Source organism: Paenibacillus curdlanolyticus YK9 (assembly GCF_000179615.1).
Taxonomy (GTDB): Bacteria; Bacillota; Bacilli; order Paenibacillales; family Paenibacillaceae; genus Paenibacillus_T; species Paenibacillus_T curdlanolyticus.
Genome location: NZ_AEDD01000001.1, coordinates 625175 through 641793 on the forward strand (window position 1 = coordinate 625175; position 16619 = coordinate 641793).

At 49.5% G+C, this 16619-nt stretch carries 18 protein-coding genes and 1 pseudogene; all 19 read left to right on the forward strand.

The window, feature by feature from the left end:
* Positions 1-22 precede the first annotated feature (22 nt).
* The 19 genes and pseudogenes from PAECUDRAFT_RS02935 (at position 23) to rseP (ending at position 16617) form a co-directional block, all read left to right on the forward strand.
* The gene (locus tag PAECUDRAFT_RS02935) at positions 23-1372 is read left to right on the forward strand and encodes a protein-glutamate methylesterase/protein-glutamine glutaminase (RefSeq protein ID WP_006036605.1); all 1350 of its coding nucleotides are present in this window, start codon (positions 23-25) and stop codon (positions 1370-1372) included.
* A gap of 60 nt (positions 1373-1432) precedes the next feature.
* The gene (locus PAECUDRAFT_RS02940) at positions 1433-3496 is read left to right on the forward strand and encodes a chemotaxis protein CheA (RefSeq protein WP_006036606.1); all 2064 of its coding nucleotides are present in this window, start codon (positions 1433-1435) and stop codon (positions 3494-3496) included.
* Positions 3497-3510: 14 nt separating this feature from the next.
* On the forward strand, positions 3511-3972 hold the full coding sequence (locus tag PAECUDRAFT_RS02945) for a chemotaxis protein CheW (protein ID WP_006036607.1): 462 nt from the start codon (positions 3511-3513) through the stop codon (positions 3970-3972).
* A gap of 3 nt (positions 3973-3975) precedes the next feature.
* Positions 3976-4596, forward strand: a complete 621-nt coding sequence (locus PAECUDRAFT_RS02950) for a chemotaxis protein CheC (RefSeq protein WP_006036608.1) — start codon at positions 3976-3978, stop codon at positions 4594-4596.
* Positions 4593-5087, forward strand: a complete 495-nt coding sequence (locus PAECUDRAFT_RS02955) for a chemotaxis protein CheD (RefSeq protein ID WP_040711104.1) — start codon at positions 4593-4595, stop codon at positions 5085-5087. The genes PAECUDRAFT_RS02950 and PAECUDRAFT_RS02955 overlap by 4 nt, the downstream gene beginning before the upstream one ends.
* 1 nt (position 5088) lies before the next feature.
* The gene (locus PAECUDRAFT_RS02960; RefSeq protein WP_006036610.1) at positions 5089-5529 is read left to right on the forward strand and encodes a hypothetical protein; all 441 of its coding nucleotides are present in this window, start codon (positions 5089-5091) and stop codon (positions 5527-5529) included.
* Between the two features lie 4 nt (positions 5530-5533).
* Positions 5534-6322, forward strand: coding sequence for a FliA/WhiG family RNA polymerase sigma factor (locus PAECUDRAFT_RS02965; protein WP_006036611.1), 789 nt, complete (start codon positions 5534-5536; stop codon positions 6320-6322).
* A gap of 18 nt (positions 6323-6340) precedes the next feature.
* A pseudogene (locus tag PAECUDRAFT_RS02970) lies at positions 6341-7746 on the forward strand (DUF342 domain-containing protein).
* A 49-nt stretch (positions 7747-7795) separates the two neighbouring features.
* Complete coding sequence (locus tag PAECUDRAFT_RS02975) at positions 7796-8116, forward strand: hypothetical protein (RefSeq protein ID WP_006036614.1); 321 nt, start codon at positions 7796-7798, stop codon at positions 8114-8116.
* Between the two features lie 72 nt (positions 8117-8188).
* On the forward strand, positions 8189-8749 hold the full coding sequence (locus PAECUDRAFT_RS02980; protein WP_006036615.1) for a DUF6115 domain-containing protein: 561 nt from the start codon (positions 8189-8191) through the stop codon (positions 8747-8749).
* Positions 8742-9374 (forward strand): hypothetical protein, encoded by a 633-nt coding sequence (locus PAECUDRAFT_RS02985; protein WP_006036616.1) that lies wholly within the window; start codon positions 8742-8744, stop codon positions 9372-9374. The genes PAECUDRAFT_RS02980 and PAECUDRAFT_RS02985 overlap by 8 nt, the downstream gene beginning before the upstream one ends.
* A gap of 178 nt (positions 9375-9552) precedes the next feature.
* Positions 9553-10251 (forward strand): 30S ribosomal protein S2, encoded by a 699-nt coding sequence (gene rpsB / locus PAECUDRAFT_RS02990; RefSeq protein WP_006036617.1) that lies wholly within the window; start codon positions 9553-9555, stop codon positions 10249-10251.
* 107 nt (positions 10252-10358) lie between these two features.
* Complete coding sequence (tsf, locus tag PAECUDRAFT_RS02995; protein WP_006036618.1) at positions 10359-11009, forward strand: translation elongation factor Ts; 651 nt, start codon at positions 10359-10361, stop codon at positions 11007-11009.
* Positions 11010-11120: 111 nt separating this feature from the next.
* Complete coding sequence (pyrH, locus tag PAECUDRAFT_RS03000) at positions 11121-11849, forward strand: UMP kinase (RefSeq protein ID WP_006036619.1); 729 nt, start codon at positions 11121-11123, stop codon at positions 11847-11849.
* Complete coding sequence (gene frr / locus PAECUDRAFT_RS03005) at positions 11849-12403, forward strand: ribosome recycling factor (RefSeq protein ID WP_006036620.1); 555 nt, start codon at positions 11849-11851, stop codon at positions 12401-12403. Before pyrH ends, frr begins: the two co-directional genes overlap by 1 nt.
* Positions 12404-12461: 58 nt before the next feature.
* A complete protein-coding gene (locus tag PAECUDRAFT_RS03010) occupies positions 12462-13226 on the forward strand; it encodes an isoprenyl transferase (protein ID WP_006036621.1) in 765 nt (254 codons plus the stop codon).
* Between the two features lie 21 nt (positions 13227-13247).
* Entirely contained in the window at positions 13248-14042 is a 795-nt protein-coding gene (locus PAECUDRAFT_RS03015; RefSeq protein WP_006036622.1) for a phosphatidate cytidylyltransferase, read from the forward strand.
* 45 nt (positions 14043-14087) lie between these two features.
* The gene (locus PAECUDRAFT_RS03020; protein WP_006036623.1) at positions 14088-15230 is read left to right on the forward strand and encodes a 1-deoxy-D-xylulose-5-phosphate reductoisomerase; all 1143 of its coding nucleotides are present in this window, start codon (positions 14088-14090) and stop codon (positions 15228-15230) included.
* 106 nt (positions 15231-15336) lie between these two features.
* Complete coding sequence (rseP, locus tag PAECUDRAFT_RS03025) at positions 15337-16617, forward strand: RIP metalloprotease RseP (protein WP_006036624.1); 1281 nt, start codon at positions 15337-15339, stop codon at positions 16615-16617.
* Positions 16618-16619 lie beyond the last annotated feature (2 nt).

The window sequence follows — 16619 nt, forward strand, 5'->3', positions numbered from 1 at the left end:
CCTTTGGAATCGGGAGGGCATTATGGCGCCTTATCGTGTGCTTGTAGTGGACGACTCCGCTTTTATGCGGACCATCATCTCCGACCTTGTGTCCCACGATAAACAGTTCGAAATTGTCGCAACTGCATCTAACGGACTCGAGGCGATTGATGCAATTGGTCATTTTAAACCAGATGCTGTCACGATGGACTTGGAAATGCCTGTAATGAATGGCTTGGAAGCATTGAAACGCATTATGAAAGACTGTCCTCTGCCTGTTATTATGCTTTCGGGCATTAGTGAAGAGAATACGCGAGACACAATCAAAGCCTTACATACTGGTGCGTTTGATTTTATTCGAAAGCCTGCAATTGACGGATCAGTTGATATTGAACAAGTTGGCGAGCAGTTGCGGGATAAGCTCCGTATCGCTGTATTAATTGGCCGGATTCGCTATCGCACGGAAACGAAAGAGAGCTTGTCGGGCATCGGTTCACAGGCCGAACGGAAGAGACCGGGAGGCAGCCAAGGACAAGCTGTTGATCGAAACGCCCCGATAAGCAGTGCTTCTATTCCGAATACGAAGCGGAGCAGCAAAGGATCGCAGTCGATACTCGGTCTTGAAAAAAGCAAGGAAAAGGATGATCAGCAAGCAGCGACTGATCGGCAGCCTGAAAGTAAGTTGACTGCGAAAAGCAGCAAGGCCGTTTCTAATTTGAAAAAGAGGCCAGATACGGAGCCTGTTCATCTCGTGTCTCATGAGGATGAGGACGTTCCGCGTAGCCAGTCCAAGCCGAAGGGGTCAACAACGTTTGATAACCTCGTTGTTGTGGGGACGTCGACAGGCGGGCCACGCGCGTTGCACGAAGTGATCTGCTCGCTGCCGGATCAGTTCGAGGCGCCGGTGCTGGTTGTTCAGCATATGCCGGCCAAATTCACCAAATCGCTCGCGCAACGTCTTGATGCTTATAGCGCTGTTCGAGTTACTGAAGCGGTACAAGGCGAGCGAATTGAGACGGGTACGGTTTATATCGCACCTGGCGGCTACCATCTCGAGATTGCGAGGGATCGTGCTGGGTACTATGTCAATCTGACAGAAGCCGAGCCGCGCAACGGCCATCGGCCTTCGGTTGATGTGTTGTTCGAATCTGCAGCGCAGCGCTCAGAACTGCGCAAGCATGCCGTAATTATGACCGGGATGGGCAGTGACGGAGCCAAGGGCATGAAGCTTTTAAGGGAACAAGGCGCAGCCACTACGATTGCAGAAGCAGAAGAGACCTGTGTCGTATATGGCATGCCGCGTACTGCAGTGGAGATTGGGGCTGCGATGGATGTGCTGCCACTGCCCCGCATTTCGGGTCGGATCGTTGAAGCAGTAGCTAAGCGCCGCTAATCTATAACAATCTATAACAATCGATAGTGTCGGCGAAGTAATCTCTGGAGGTGCTCGAGTATGGACATGAACGCATATTTGTCAATGTTTATCGACGAATCGAATGATCACCTGCAAGCGCTCAATGAAAATTTGCTGAAGCTGGAAAATGACCCTCAAGATCTGAGCATTGTTCAAGTCATCTTCCGGTCTGCCCATACACTGAAGGGCATGTCTGCAACGATGGGGTTCGAGGATCTCGCATCATTGACGCATGAGATGGAGAACGTGCTTGACCTCGTCCGCAACAGCAAGCTTTCAATGGACAGCTTTATCTTTGATACGTTATTCAAAGGTCTGGACGCATTAGAAGCAATGGTGCAGGACGTCGTAGAAGGCGGTACGGGTAAAGCGGATGTTTCCGCATTGATCGTTTCCTTGCAATCCATCGTAAAAGGTGATTATAAAACAAACGCTTCGGCTGCTCCATCTGCGGCAGCGAACGCAGCGGAAGGCAATTTGTCCTCCGGGAATGAATTGCTCGATATTTTCCAGCTTTCTGTATTAAAGCAGTCGATCGAGGCGGGAAGCAAAGCTTATTACATTAAAGTAACCTTGCGCGAAGACTGTGTGCTTAAGGCTGTACGTGCTTACATGGTATTCGATGTGCTTGAGCGCAATGGCGAGGTGATCAAGTCAGATCCATCCGTTCAGGATATCGAGCAGGATAAGTTTGATCGTTCGTTTATCGTGTTCCTCATCTCCTCCTCGGATCAACAAGCATTGAAGGATGGTATCGAATCGGTATCCGAGGTAGAGCTGGCAGAGGTCGTGCTGTTGGATGCAGAGTCGATTCAGCTGTATGGCCCGCAAAACGAGCAATCGCCCGCGCCCAAAGCAGCAGCGCCAAGCGCAGTCCCTCAACCGCAACAGGAAGCGAAGCAGCAAGTAGCGGCGGCTAAAGCGCAAACGGCTGCAGCAGCTACAGCTCCAGTGAACCGGACAATTCGCGTAGATATCGATCGATTGGATTCGCTTATGAATCTATTCAGCGAACTGCTCATTGACCGCGTTCGTTTGGAGCAGCTATCTAGTGAAATCAAGCGCGGGGACCTGAGCGAGACGGTCGAGCACATGGCTCGAGTCAGCACTGATTTGCAGGACATCGTTTTGAAGCTCCGGATGGTTCCGGTCGAATCAGTCTTCAACCGGTTCCCGCGGATGGTAAGGGATATCGCCAAAAATCTAGATAAAAAAATCGATCTGGTCATTACCGGCGCAGAAACCGAATTGGATCGCACGGTAATCGATGAGATTGGTGACCCGCTCGTCCACTTGCTTCGCAACTCGCTCGACCATGGCGTAGAGATGCCTGCAGACCGTATTGCAGCGGGCAAATCTGATACGGGCACAGTTCATCTAAGAGCGTTCCATAGCGGAAATCATGTGTTTATCGAGGTTGAGGATGACGGCAATGGCATCGATGCGGCAAAAGTGTCGCGCATCGCGATCAAGAACGGTGTTTTAACGGAGGAAGAGGCGAAGAAGCTGTCCGAAGAGCAGCTCCAGATGCTTATCTTTGCCCCAGGGTTCAGTACAGCGGATAAAATTTCTGACCTTTCCGGGCGCGGCGTAGGACTTGACGTCGTTAAATCCAAAATCACCTCATTAGGCGGACATGTAAGCATTCGCTCCAAGCTGGGCCAAGGGACCATTTTCTCAATACAGCTGCCGCTTACGCTATCTATCATCGCAGCGATGCTGATTAAGATGGGTGATGAGAAATACGCGATCCCGCTTTCGTCGATCGTTGAGACAGGCATCATTCAGCGGGACAAAATCGCAACCGTGCACGGCAATCAGATGATCGAGTTCCGCGGCAGCGTCATTCCAGTTGTTTCGCTTAGCCGGGTGCTGGACGTTGAATCCTTCAATGAGGATGATGAGCAAGAAACGGAAATTGTCGTGATTCGCAAGGGCGACAAGCTAGCTGCGCTCATGATCGATTCCTTCATCGGACAAAGTGAAATCGTCCTGAAATCATTAGGCAAGTATTTGCCAGCGGTTAAAGCAATCTCGGGAGCAACCATTCTTGGCGATGGCCAAGTCGCACTTATTATCGATCCGAACGCGTTTATTAAATAAAGGAGGGATAAGCAATGGGAGAAGAATTGAAAGTCATTGTCTTCGCGCTAGGTCAGGAAGAGTATGGGATTGAAGTAGACAAAGTACGCACCATTGAACGAATGCAGCCGATTACGAGAGTACCAAAGACGCCAACATTCATCAAAGGGGTCATCAATCTTCGCGGCATAGTTATTCCAGTGCTTGACCTTCGCGGACGTTTTGGACTGAATGAAACGGAGCCTACGGAAAACTCGCGTATCATTATCGTCGCAGCGAATGAGATGGAAGTCGGATTTATCGTAGATTCAGCGAATGACGTTATTGACATCGATTCTGATACGATCGATTCGCCGCCAGAGGTTGTAGGAGGCATTCAAGCAAAGTATTTGCAAGGGATTGCTAAGATCGGCGACAAGCGACTGCTCGTCATGCTCAATCTATCGGAAGTATTGAACAAGAATGAAATCATGCAGCTTGAACAGCTAGAGGTATAAGCAGTGAAAGATTTTAGCGGATTGGAAGCATTCAAACTGGATGTCTTGAAGGAAGTTGGTAACATCGGAGCGGGCAACGCAGCAACAGCGTTGTCCCGCCTGTTGGATAAGCCCGTTGACATGGCCGTTCCGCAGGTCAGCCTCTTGCCTTTTGAACAGATTTCAGAAATTGTCGGCGGATCAGAGCAGACGGTAATTGCCGTATTTTTGCGGGTAGATGGCGATGCGCCAGGTAATATGTTCTTCATCATTGAGGAACCATCGGCTAAACGGATGCTCCAGCGGTTGCTTGGCATGAACATTCAAATGGATGAAGCCTATTCGGAGCTTGAGCTTTCTGCGCTTTGTGAGATCGGCAATATTTTGGCGGGCTCCTATCTTTCATCGCTTGCTGACTTTACTGGCCTTGCAATGATGCCTACTGTGCCATCGGTCGCACTTGATATGGCGGGAGCGATTTTATCCTATGGATTGCTGCAATTCGGCGAGATGGGAGACTCCGCGCTGTTGATCGAAACTGCATTTCTCGAAGATCGGGATTTACTAGAAGGGCATTTCTTCCTAATACCGGATCCCGACTCGTTTGATAAAATATTCCGTGCGCTAGGGGTTACGTCAGAATGATGCAGCAAGTGACAGTAAAAGTCGGGATGGCCGACTTGAACATCGCGACAGATGGCGCTTTGCTTCGCACGACAGGCCTAGGCTCTTGCGTAGGGTTAACCTTGTATGATGCGAGTGCTGGCGTTGCCGGCATGGCCCACGTCATGCTGCCTTCCTCAGAAATCGCCAGAGAAACTTCGTTTAATGTGGCGAAATATGCAGACACTGCTATTCCCGTATTAATTGAGCGGATGGTAGCTTTAGGAGCATCTAGCAAACGAATGGTCGCAAAAATGGCGGGAGGGGCGCAAATGTTCGCATTTGCGTCGCAAAGCGATTCGATGCGTATCGGCCCACGCAATGTTGAATCCTGCAAGCTTGCAATTGCTCAGCTGCGAATTCCGCTGCATGCAGAAGATACGGGAGCCAATTATGGCCGCACGATTGAATTAGATAGCGGGACGGGAATTTTGACGATTCGAAGTGTTCAGTTTGGAATAAAGGAGATTTGACATGGTAGGAACATGGCGCTGGAATGTCGGATTCGGAGTGGCCGGAGGATTACTGACGCTGCTGTTTTCTATGAACAGCAACACGTTTGGTGTCAGTGTGATCAGAAGCGGATATGCATTGGCCGCATTCTTCGTACTGGCCTATCTATTCCGAGCGGTGCTGTCGTTCGCGCTTGCACCGACTCCGGGCCCTCTCGGAGCAGATGACCGTTCTGAGGAACAGACGGCGGGCAGCCGATTCGAAGCGGTTACGCCGGATGAAACCGATGAACTGCATGATATGCTCAAAACAACAGGTACGAACAACATGAACAATGAACAGAATGTCGCGTCGTCGTCAGGATCAGGCTTTCAGCCTTTAAAGCCGCCTAAGTTAGTCTCAACACAGAATAAAGAGCCCGAAGAACTAGCCAAAGCAATACGTCACCTGACAGGAGGGTGAAACGATGACTGAGCCGAAAACGCCTCATTTGTCTAACATCGAGAAATGGCGCAAATGGAAGACAGAGAAGGACATCGAAGCGAAGAAGCAACTCATTGAGCAGTATTTGCCTTTGGTAGATTATGTTACAAGCCGGATGGCGATCGGTCTGCCAAAAACGGTATCCAAGGATGACCTATACAGCAATGGCGTAATGGGTCTCATCGATGCGATCGAAAAATTCGATTATGAGCGGGGCTTACAGTTCGAGACGTATGCCTCGTGGCGAATTCGCGGCGGTATCATCGACGGGCTTCGCCAAGGGGACTGGGTACCGCGTTCCGTTCGCGACAAGGCCAAACGGATCGAGGAAGCCTACCAGCTTCTGGAGCAAAAATATTTGCGCTCCGTTACGGATGCGGAAATTAGCGATTATTTAAACGTATCTGAGAAAGAATTCACGGGGATTTTGCAAGAAATCGCAGTGACTACGATTTGTTCGTTAGAAGATCCGATTCGAGAAGAAGAATCCGAGACGCGGTTGTCTTTGTTAGTAGATGAGAAAGCCAAAAATCCGGATTACAAAGTACATGAGTTTTATTTGAAAGAATCGCTTGTGAAAGGCATCGAGCGTTTAACAGAAAAGGAACGTACAGTCGTTTCCTTATTTTATTACGAAGAATTGTCGCTCAGCGAAATCGCAGAGGTTATGTCGCTGTCTCCTTCACGAATTTCTCAGCTGCATTCGAAGGCGATATTGCGGCTTCGCGGAGCTTTAGCTAAAAATAAAGATCAATTGCTCCAAAACACATAACGTTAAGGAGGAGCTTCTGTGAGCGAAGCTGAACACCTAGAAACGCTTATCCAGATTCAGATAGCAGCGGATAAGCTTTCAGCATTTTTGCAGTTCAATCGTGCTGACGAAACGTTCTCATGTACGCCTGAGGCATTGGAAAACTTCGTTAAAAGCAATGCGTCATCTACGGGCTGCAGTATGACATAATCCACAAGGTTGCGAAAGATCCGAAAGCGTACTTTTACGCCCAGACTCAAATTGCAATTGGGGACGAGCCTAAACAAGGCGAGGACGGTTACATACGCCTCGCCTATCAGCTTGATGATGAGGATCACCAGCGTCCCGTTGAAACAGCTGATGGCAAAGTGGACCTGAAGGAAGTAAACCGGCTGAATAACGTGAAGCGTGGTCAGCTTATTGCCGAGAAAATTCCAGCAACCGATGGCGTTGAAGGCAAGAGCGTTACAGGTGAGGTTCTTCCGGGCAGGAATGGCAAGGAAGGCCGATTCCGCATTGGCAAAAATGTCGTAGTCAATGCTGAGCAGACAGCAATGTATGCTGCGATCGACGGTCTCATAACGAAGACCGAAAAAGAAAAAATTAATGTTTTTCCGGTCTATGAAGTGAATGGAGATGTCGATTATAGTACGGGGAACATCGATTTTGTCGGCACCGTCGTTATTCGCGGCAACGTCTTGACAGGGTTTCGTGTAAAGGCATCCGGCGATATCCGCGTCATTGGGGGAGTAGAGGGAGCAGAGCTTGAGAGCGAAGCTTCTATTGAAATAACCGGTGGCGTCATGGCGGGTGACAAAGGACATCTGAAAGCCGGCAAGAACATCAAGCTGACCTTCGTGCAAGATGGCAGGCTAACGGCAGGGCAAGATATCATTGTCAGCCAAAGCATCATGCATTCGCAAATTAAGGCTGGAAAGTCTGTTATATGCGCGGGACCAAAAGGTCTTGTCGTTGGCGGATCGATATTAGCTGGCGAACGTGTGGCGGCACGTACGATTGGCAATACGATGTCGACTGCGACGACCATTGAGGTAGGCGTTCGACCGGAGCTTCGCACAGATTTGCAGGAGCTGCGCGCAAGCCTTCGCCAGCTTGCAGACGGACTGGACAAGACGGAGAAAGCGCTTGGTCTTTTGGATCATTTGGCCTCAACCGGACAGCTTTCGGACGATAAGCTTGCACTGCGGATCAAGCTTACTGCTACCAAGCGCCAAGCGGTTGAACAGATCGAGTCGAAGCGCGAGCGTATTTTTGATATCGAGAAAGCGCTCGAAGATACCGATCTAGCTCGAGTTGACGTGTTAAACACTTGCTACGGCGGTACCAAGATTGTGATTGGCCGGTATACGCGATTTATAAAAGATACTACACCACGGATGTCGTTCCGGCTGCAAGAGGGCGAAGTCATGATGGTGCCTTATTAAGACGAAGGTGCATTAGCCGGAAACCGTTTATGGAAAGGAGATGTTGAAGATGTCGTATCGTTCGATTGACTTGCAGCTTTCCGTTTCTAGAATGCCTGACCATGGCGTTGCTCATAGCCAAGCTTTACAAAAGCCAGTTATGGATCAAACGCATTTGGAGGGCGCTGCTATGAAGCAAGCTGATTTGGCACGGACACGCAATGAGGGCGTCGAAGAGCCTTCCAAGTCCTCAATACGCGATGGCGGCGGAAACAACAGCTCAAACCAGCAGGGACGGAAGAAACGGGAAACGCAAGGAGAGCATGAGGATGATCGTTCCCGAAGCGACAATCATCCCTATAAAGGGAAGCACATCGATTTTTCTCTTTAATGCGAACTAGCATCAAATAAGAAGGCAACATGTTGGAGGGCAGCCTCTCAACAACGAAGCAGGTGAAAGAATATGCAATTGGCACCGTGGGGCTATATCGTCTTGCTTGGCGCGTTTGTGCTAGTGATAGCATTGGCGTTGCCGCGTAAAAAGCCGGTACCCGAGAAGACGAACCAAACGCAAAACATGGAAATTGCGCTTGAGCAATTTATGGAAAATATGGAGTCCGATAACCGCGAGCTGGTTGAGCTGGTAAAACAAAACCGGATCGAAAACACGGCGCAGCTGCAGCAGCGAGAGCAGCGCATCAATGATCTGGAGCAGCGCTGCGCGGATTTGGAGACGAAGCTTGAACAAGCAGCCCAATTTATGGTCCAGCAAGCAGCGTCTCCCGTTCACCCTGCGCAGCCAAGTCCAGGCGCTGCGCATGATGAAAGCGCAATTGCAGCATTAGACGAAGAGCCGCCGGCCGCTCCGCCTCGTCCATCGATTCGCAGCCGCTATGCTGAATTATTCGAGATGTACGATCAAGGCAAATCGGTTGAATCGGTCGCTCGAAAGCTGGGGATGAATAAAGGCGAGGTACAATTGATTCTTCAGCTTGCCAAACAGGAGGAGGGTGCGCGTGTTTAAAGATAAGCGCTTCCTTGCTGGTTTGGGCGTAGGGATTATTGCAGGCGGCCTGCTCCTTCAAGTTATGATTGTGGGTGAAGGCGGTACTGATAATAAGAGCGATGAACGATTGTATACCGAGCAAGAAGTTCAGCAGTTGGTGGAGAAGGCAAAATTGGACAAAGAAGCAGCAGAGGCTAGCGGTGAACAGGCGAAAGTAGACAACACCACCAATGCAGGTGATAGCGGGAAGAAGCCATCTGAGCCTGCAGAGGTCACGCCAACGAAAAAACCGACGGACCCTTCCGTTGACGCGCCTGTTGATTCTAAAGCGCCTGCAGCTCCTGAGCAGCCCAAACAAGGGGCAACCGATCCCGTTACGAAGCCGACAGTACAAGAAACGGCGAAACCGGTTATTATTCGGATAAAGCCGGGCTCGAATTTAACGCAAACAGCGAAGATTTTGGCGGATAATGGCATTATTGATAGCCAGAGCAAATTTATCGCGAAGATGCGCAACGATAAAAAACTGGTGCGAGCTGGTTATTTTTCATTTACAGGAAAGCCGACTTTACAAGAAACAGTGGATATTCTAACGAGTAAACCGCTCTCGCAACAAGAGGCTGATCGAAAACAGTCGAAATAATTGATTAAAAGCGCTATGCTTGCTTGCATAGCGCTTTTATTTATGATATAGTAATTCACGGTGTTAAAACACACGCCCTGTTAATTTCGTCAACGGTGCTTGCCGGGACGGTAAGTTTTGACGAAAGATGCGACGGGCGGAGGAACATTCCAAAACCAATTATAGGAGGTGTAGTGATATGGCGGTAATTTCCATGAAACAGCTTCTCGAAGCTGGTGTACACTTCGGTCACCAAACACGTCGTTGGAACCCGAAAATGGATCGTTATATCTTCACTGAAAGAAACGGTATTTACATCATCGACCTTCAAAAGACGGTCAAAAAAGTTGACGAAGCATACAACTTCGTTAAATCGGTTGCTGCAGAAGGCGGCACGGTACTTTTCGTTGGTACGAAAAAACAAGCTCAAGACTCCGTTAAAGAAGAAGCGGCTCGTTGCGGCAACTTCTACATCAATCAACGTTGGCTGGGTGGTACGCTTACGAACTTCCAAACGATTCAAAAGCGTATCGATCGCCTGAAGCAACTTGAGAAATGGGAAGAAGACGGCACGTTCAACGTGTTGCCTAAGAAAGAAGTTATCATTCTTCGCAAAGAAAAAGATCGCCTCGAGAAATTCCTCGGCGGCATCAAAGGCATGAAAGGTTTGCCGAGCGCGCTGTTCATCATCGACCCGCGCAAAGAGCGTATCGCAGTAGCGGAAGCTCGTAAACTTGGTATCCCAATCGTCGGCATCGTCGACACAAACTGCGATCCGGACGAAATCGACTATGTCATTCCTGGTAATGACGACGCGATTCGCGCGGTTAAGCTGCTTACTTCGAAAATGGCTGACGCTATCGTTGAAGCTAACCAAGGCGAACAAACGACTGCGTAATCAATATTCGACAGCAACAAGAAAGGGTGGTCAGAAGGTGTTATACCTCCTCACCGCCCTTTCTTTCTAAACATGGAATACGAACATTTATTCAGGAGGTTATACACATGGCAGTAAGTGCGAGTGCAGTAAAAGAATTGCGTGAAAAAACGGGCGCAGGTATGCTCGATTGCAAAAAAGCATTGGATGAAGCAAACGGCGATATCCAAAAAGCTTCCGAGATTCTTCGTGAGAAGGGCCTTTCCGCTGCAGCTAACAAAGCAGGTCGTGCAGCAACTGAAGGTACTGTTGAATCCTACATCCATGCAGGCGGCCGTATCGGCGTGCTCGTAGAAATCAACTGTGAAACGGACTTCGTTGGTAAAACGGATCAATTCCGCGAATTCGCACGCGACATCGCAATGCAAATCGCAGCAGCGAGCCCTAAATATGTTCGTCGTGAAGAAGTTCCGCAATCCGATATCGATAAAGAGCGCGAAATTCTGACGAACCAAGCGCTTAACGAAGGCAAACCAGCTAACATCGTTGAGAAAATGGTTGATGGCCGCATCAGCAAATTCTTCGAAGAATATTGCTTGATGGATCAATCGTTCATCAAAGACCCAGACAAAAAAGTATCGCAATTGCTGAACGAAAAAATCAGCACGATCGGCGAAAACATTTCGATCCGTCGCTTTGTTCGTTATGAACTGGGCGAAGGCCTTGAGAAAAAAGTTGATAACTTCGTAGAAGAAGTTATGGCTCAAGCAAAACTGTAATTGACTTACAGCAGGCGGGGCGGGGTGTCTGCCCCGCCCTCTTGTATGCCCGGCGATATATGCAGAAACGATCTCGGCAATTGTCGAGGTGCAAGATGGAGGTAATGATAAATGGAACGTCCAGTTTTTAAACGCGTAGTACTCAAAGTGAGCGGTGAAGCACTCGCCGGTCAAGGCGGTTATGGCATTGAAGCAAGCGTAATCGCATCTATCGCCGAACAAGTGAAAGAAGTTATTGAACTGAATGTAGAGGTTGCAATCGTCGTAGGCGGCGGCAACATTTGGCGTGGCATCGCAGGAACTGCAAAAGGCATCGACCGCGCTACTGCTGACTACATGGGCATGCTGGCAACGGTTATGAACTCGCTGGCCCTGCAAGACGCTTTGGAGCAAATTGGCGTGCCAACCCGTGTTCAAACGTCAATTGCGATGCAGCAGATCGCTGAACCGTATATTCGTCGTCGTGCTATTCGACATCTTGAAAAGGGTCGCGTCGTTATTTTCGCAGCGGGTACGGGCAATCCATTCTTCTCCACAGATACGACAGCCGCTCTGCGTGCTGCTGAGATTGAAGCTGAAGTCATTCTTATGGCTAAAAATAAAGTTAATGGCGTATACTCCGCAGATCCGTTCAAGGATCCAACTGCAGAGAAATACGACCAGCTTACTTACATGGAAGTGCTGAACAAAAACCTCGGCGTTATGGACGCTACGGCATCCTCGCTCTGCATGGATAACAATATTCCGCTGATCGTATTCTCAATTACGGAATCTGGTAATATTAAACGTGTTATTCTAGGTGAACGAATTGGTACGATCGTGAAAGGGAGTGTCAACTAGTGCCTCAAGCGATTAAGAAAGATGCAGAGGAACGGATGGAGAAAGCAATCGGAGCGCTGAAACGTGATTTGGCAACGCTCCGCGCAGGACGTGCGACGCCAGCGTTGCTCGATCGCATTCAAGTTGAGTATTACGGCGCAATGACGCCAGTGAATCAATTGGCGAACATCAATACGCCTGATTCGCGCACGCTTCTTTTGCAGCCATGGGACAAATCTTCATTAGCTGCAATCGAAAAAGCGATCATGAAATCCGATTTGGGATTGACGCCTTCTAATGACGGCAGCACAATCCGTTTGTCGATTCCAGCACTGACTGAAGAGCGCCGCTCTGAGCTTGTGAAGCTGACGAAGAAGTTCGGTGAGGAAGCGAAGATTGCCGTTCGCAACATTCGTCGTGATGCGAATGATGATATCAAGAAGCTTGAGAAGGATGCGATCTCTGAGGACGAATCGCGTCGCCATCAAGATGATATCCAGAAGACGACGGACCGCTTTGTCGGCGAAGTAGACAAAGTGCTTGCTGCTAAAGAAAAAGAAATTATGGAAGTTTAAATAGACGATGCTGCCCCTCCGATAGGTGGGGTTTGTTGTATCATAGGAGGGGTCCCGGATGATCGATCGTTTTTGGGCCAAGTTCGGTAAACCGTCATCCGACAGCGTACATACCTTAACCAAGGATAACATGCCTAAGCATGTTGCCATCATTATGGACGGCAATGGACGTTGGGCAAAAAGTCGCGGATTGCCTCGCATTGCCGGACATCATACCGGTATGAAGGTAGTTAAGCAGATTACGATGGCAGCAGATCGGTTGGGCATTCAATATTTGACGTTGTACGCCTTTTCGACGGAAAATTGGAAACGCCCTAAAGCGGAAGTTGATTTTTTAATGCGGCTTCCACAGGAGTTCTTGTCCATTGAGCTGGAGGAATTAATTGCGAACAACGTACAGGTCAGAATGATGGGCTATCGTGATGCGTTGCCAAGCCATACGATTCGCGCGTTGGAGGAAGCCATTGCAAGAACGGCTGATAACACGGGTTTGATTCTCAACTTCGCGCTTAACTACGGCAGCCGGACGGAAATGACAGATGCCGTAAAGCGAATAGCGGAAGCCGTGCGTGATGGCGAGTTAAAGCCGGAAGACATCGAGGAATCGACGATCGCAGAACGGCTCTTTACGAACGGGCTGCCGGATCCCGACCTGCTCATTCGAACAAGCGGAGAACTCCGCCTTAGCAACTTTATGCTCTGGCAATTAGCATACAGCGAAATGTGGTTTACAGACGTCTACTGGCCTGAATTTTCGGAGAGCCATTTTCACGAGGCGATCGCGGAATATCAACGCCGTGCGCGCCGGTATGGCGGCTTGTAACGAAATAATGGAGTGAACAAGTTGAAGCAACGAATTGTTACCGGAATATTGGCAGGCATCGTATTTGCTGGCGCGATTGTTGCTGGCAGCTGGCTATATGCTGGATTAATCGTACTGTTAGCCCTTATCGGTTTCCATGAATATGTGAAAATGAATGGTTTCGGCTTGCTTCATCCGTCCTCCCTCGTCGGGTTTCTTGGCGTATTGCTGCTGGTGCTCCCGTGGGACCTGTTCGGCGTCGACCAGCCATCGGTAACCTCCGTATTATGGTTGCTCATGCTCTTGCAATTGACGATCACAGTTGTAACCAAAAATAAGGTGACGATTGATGGTGCTTCACTATTGGTGCTTGGCTCGCTTTATGTCGGATATGGCTTCGACGCGATGCTCACAGTCCGTTCGATCGACCCGCACGGACTGTATTTGTCGTTTCTAGCGTTTGGCTGCATTTGGGCATCTGATATTGGTGCATATTTTGTTGGCAAAGCGATTGGCCGCAACAAGCTGTGGCCATCCATCAGCCCGAATAAAACGATCGAAGGTTCACTTGGAGGCATTCTTCTCTCAATCGGTGTCGGCGCGATATTTGCTTGGTGCGCACCCGATTGGATTCATTTTGGAACAGCAATCGCTATTGCGGCGGTAAGCGCTTTTGCAGGACAGATGGGCGATTTGATTCAGTCCGCGTACAAACGGGTACGTGGGATCAAGGATTCTGGCGCGCTTTTGCCTGGTCATGGCGGCGTGCTGGACCGTTGTGACAGCTGGATTATCGTGTTCCCGCTACTGGTTATTACTGGACTTCTGCCTGTATAACATCGAAGTGCTATGATCTCATTGTCTGGGGGAGGAGGGAAAGCAATGGCTAAAAAAGTGACAATATTAGGATCAACGGGTTCTATTGGTACACAAACCTTGGACGTCATTGCCAACGACCGCGAGCTTTACGAGGTTGAAGGGCTTTCAGCTGGCAGCAATATCGCTTTGTTGCTGGAGCAAGTGGATCAGTTTAAACCAAAGCGCGTATGTGTAGCATCTGCTGCTGATGCTGCAGAAGTGAAACTGCATGTGCCCGCTGGAACGGAAGTCGTACACGGCGAGCAAGGTTTAATTGATTTGGCTGCAGGCGGACAGTCTGATGTTGTCGTAACGGCTATCGTTGGCAGCAGAGGGTTAGGCGCAACTTTAGCAGCGATCGAAGCGGGTAAATCGGTTGGGTTGGCTAATAAAGAAACGTTAGTAACCGCTGGTCATCTCGTGATGTCTCTTGCGAAGCAGCGTTCCGTATCCATTATGCCGATCGATAGCGAGCACTCGGCTATTTTTCAATGCCTGAATGGCGAGAACCCTCGTTCAATTAAGCGTATAACGCTAACGGCCTCCGGAGGCTCGTTCCGCGATAGAAGCAGAGATGAGCTCGCTGGCGTTACAGTGGAACAAGCGCTTAAGCACCCGAACTGGTCTATGGGCGCCAAGATAACGATTGACTCGGCTACAATGGCGAACAAGGGACTCGAAGTCATTGAAGCCCGATGGCTTTATGATATCGGTTATGACGATATCGACGTCGTGATTCACCCAGAGAGCATCATTCACTCTTATGTCGAATTCGAAGATCACAGCGTCATGGCTCAACTCGGGTTGCCTGATATGCGGGTACCGATTCAATATGCTCTTACCTATCCTGAACGGCGTCCGACTCCGACAGGCCGTCTCGACCTGGTCAAGCAAGGCGCGCTTCATTTCCGTGAAATGGATGAGCAGAGATACCCGATGATGCGGTTGGCGTATGCTGCAGGACGTGCGGGCGGTACCGCAACTACCGCATTCAATGCTGCGAATGAAGTCGCCGTTGCACGATTCTTGCAGGGCGAAATCGGTTTTCTGGATATTGATCGTATCGTAGAGACAGTCCTTGAGAAACACGCTCCAATTGCTAATCCTGATCAGGCGACCATTGCTGATGCAGATGCTTGGGCAAGGATGACGTCTTCTTCAGCTTAGATCCTAATGGACGGGTTCTCTTGTATCGGGTAGCAGAATAATGATAAATTAGTAACAAGCTTTAACACCGATACATATTGGATCAGGAACAGGAGGCTGCCAAGCCATGCCTATGATACAAGTCATCTTTTTGACTGTGCTCGTATTTTTCGTCATCGTAACGATTCACGAGTGGGGCCATTACTATTTTGCGAAACGGGCAGGGATTCTCGTTCGCGAATTTGCGATCGGCTTCGGGCCTAAGCTGCTGTCGATTAAGCGGGGCGAAACGCGATATACGCTGCGGCTAATTCCAGCGGGCGGATTTGTTCGGATGGCGGGTGAAGATCCGGAAATCGTGGAAGTTGCCGAGGGCCAGACAATCGCTGTCAGAATTGCGAATGACCAAGTCACGCGGCTGTATTTGGATCGACTGGATGAACGGAGCCAAGTCATTCGCGGTGAAGTCATTGCTATTGATCTGGAGCGGAATCTATCGGTGACGCTTGACGTGGATGGCGTTTCGGAAACCTACCGCATACACCCGCAAGCGCTGATGATTACCAAGGGCAAAGAAACGCAAATTGCGCCGATTGACCGGCAGTTTGGAAGCAAGACGGTTGGGCAACGCGCATTGGCTATCTTTGCCGGACCATTCATGAACTTTGTACTCGCGTTCGTACTAGTTGGCATTTACGTTCAACTGTCAGGAGTCCCTGTTGACCATCCGGATAAGCTTCTCGTTGGCGAGATCGTGAGCGGCAAGCCAGCGGAGAAGGCTGATTTGAAGGTCGGCGACGAGATTCGGACGATTAACGGCGTGACAATCGGCGTTGATTCCGAGAAAATGATCAAAATGATTGGCGATTCACCAGGCAAGCCGACCACTTGGGAAATTGTTCGCGATGGCGAGCTGCGCAAGCTTACCGTGACACCCATCCTCGATAAGGAATCAGGGGTAGGGAAGGTCGGGATCGCGTTTGCATATCCGACGAGAGCTGCTTCCTTTGGTGAAACCATCTCATTGTCGGGCCAATATATGAAAAACATGACGGTCGCGATATTTGATGGCTTTAAGAAGCTAGTCCTGGGACAGTTCAAGCTGGATGATCTTGGCGGTCCCGTGCGTACAGCTGAAGTAACGGGACAGATTGCAGCGCAGGGAATTACGAAGCTGACAAGCTGGGCGGCATTGTTAAGCTTATACCTCGGTATATTCAACCTGTTGCCAATTCCTGCGCTTGACGGCAGCCGGCTTATTTTCTTGGGCGTCGAGGCTGTTCGTGGGAAGCCGCTGGATCCGAATCGAGAGAGTCTGGTTCATTTCATCGGATTCGCGATGATTATGCTATTAATGGTCGTTGTTACCTACAACGATATATTGCGATTGTTTAGAGGGGAGCATTAAGG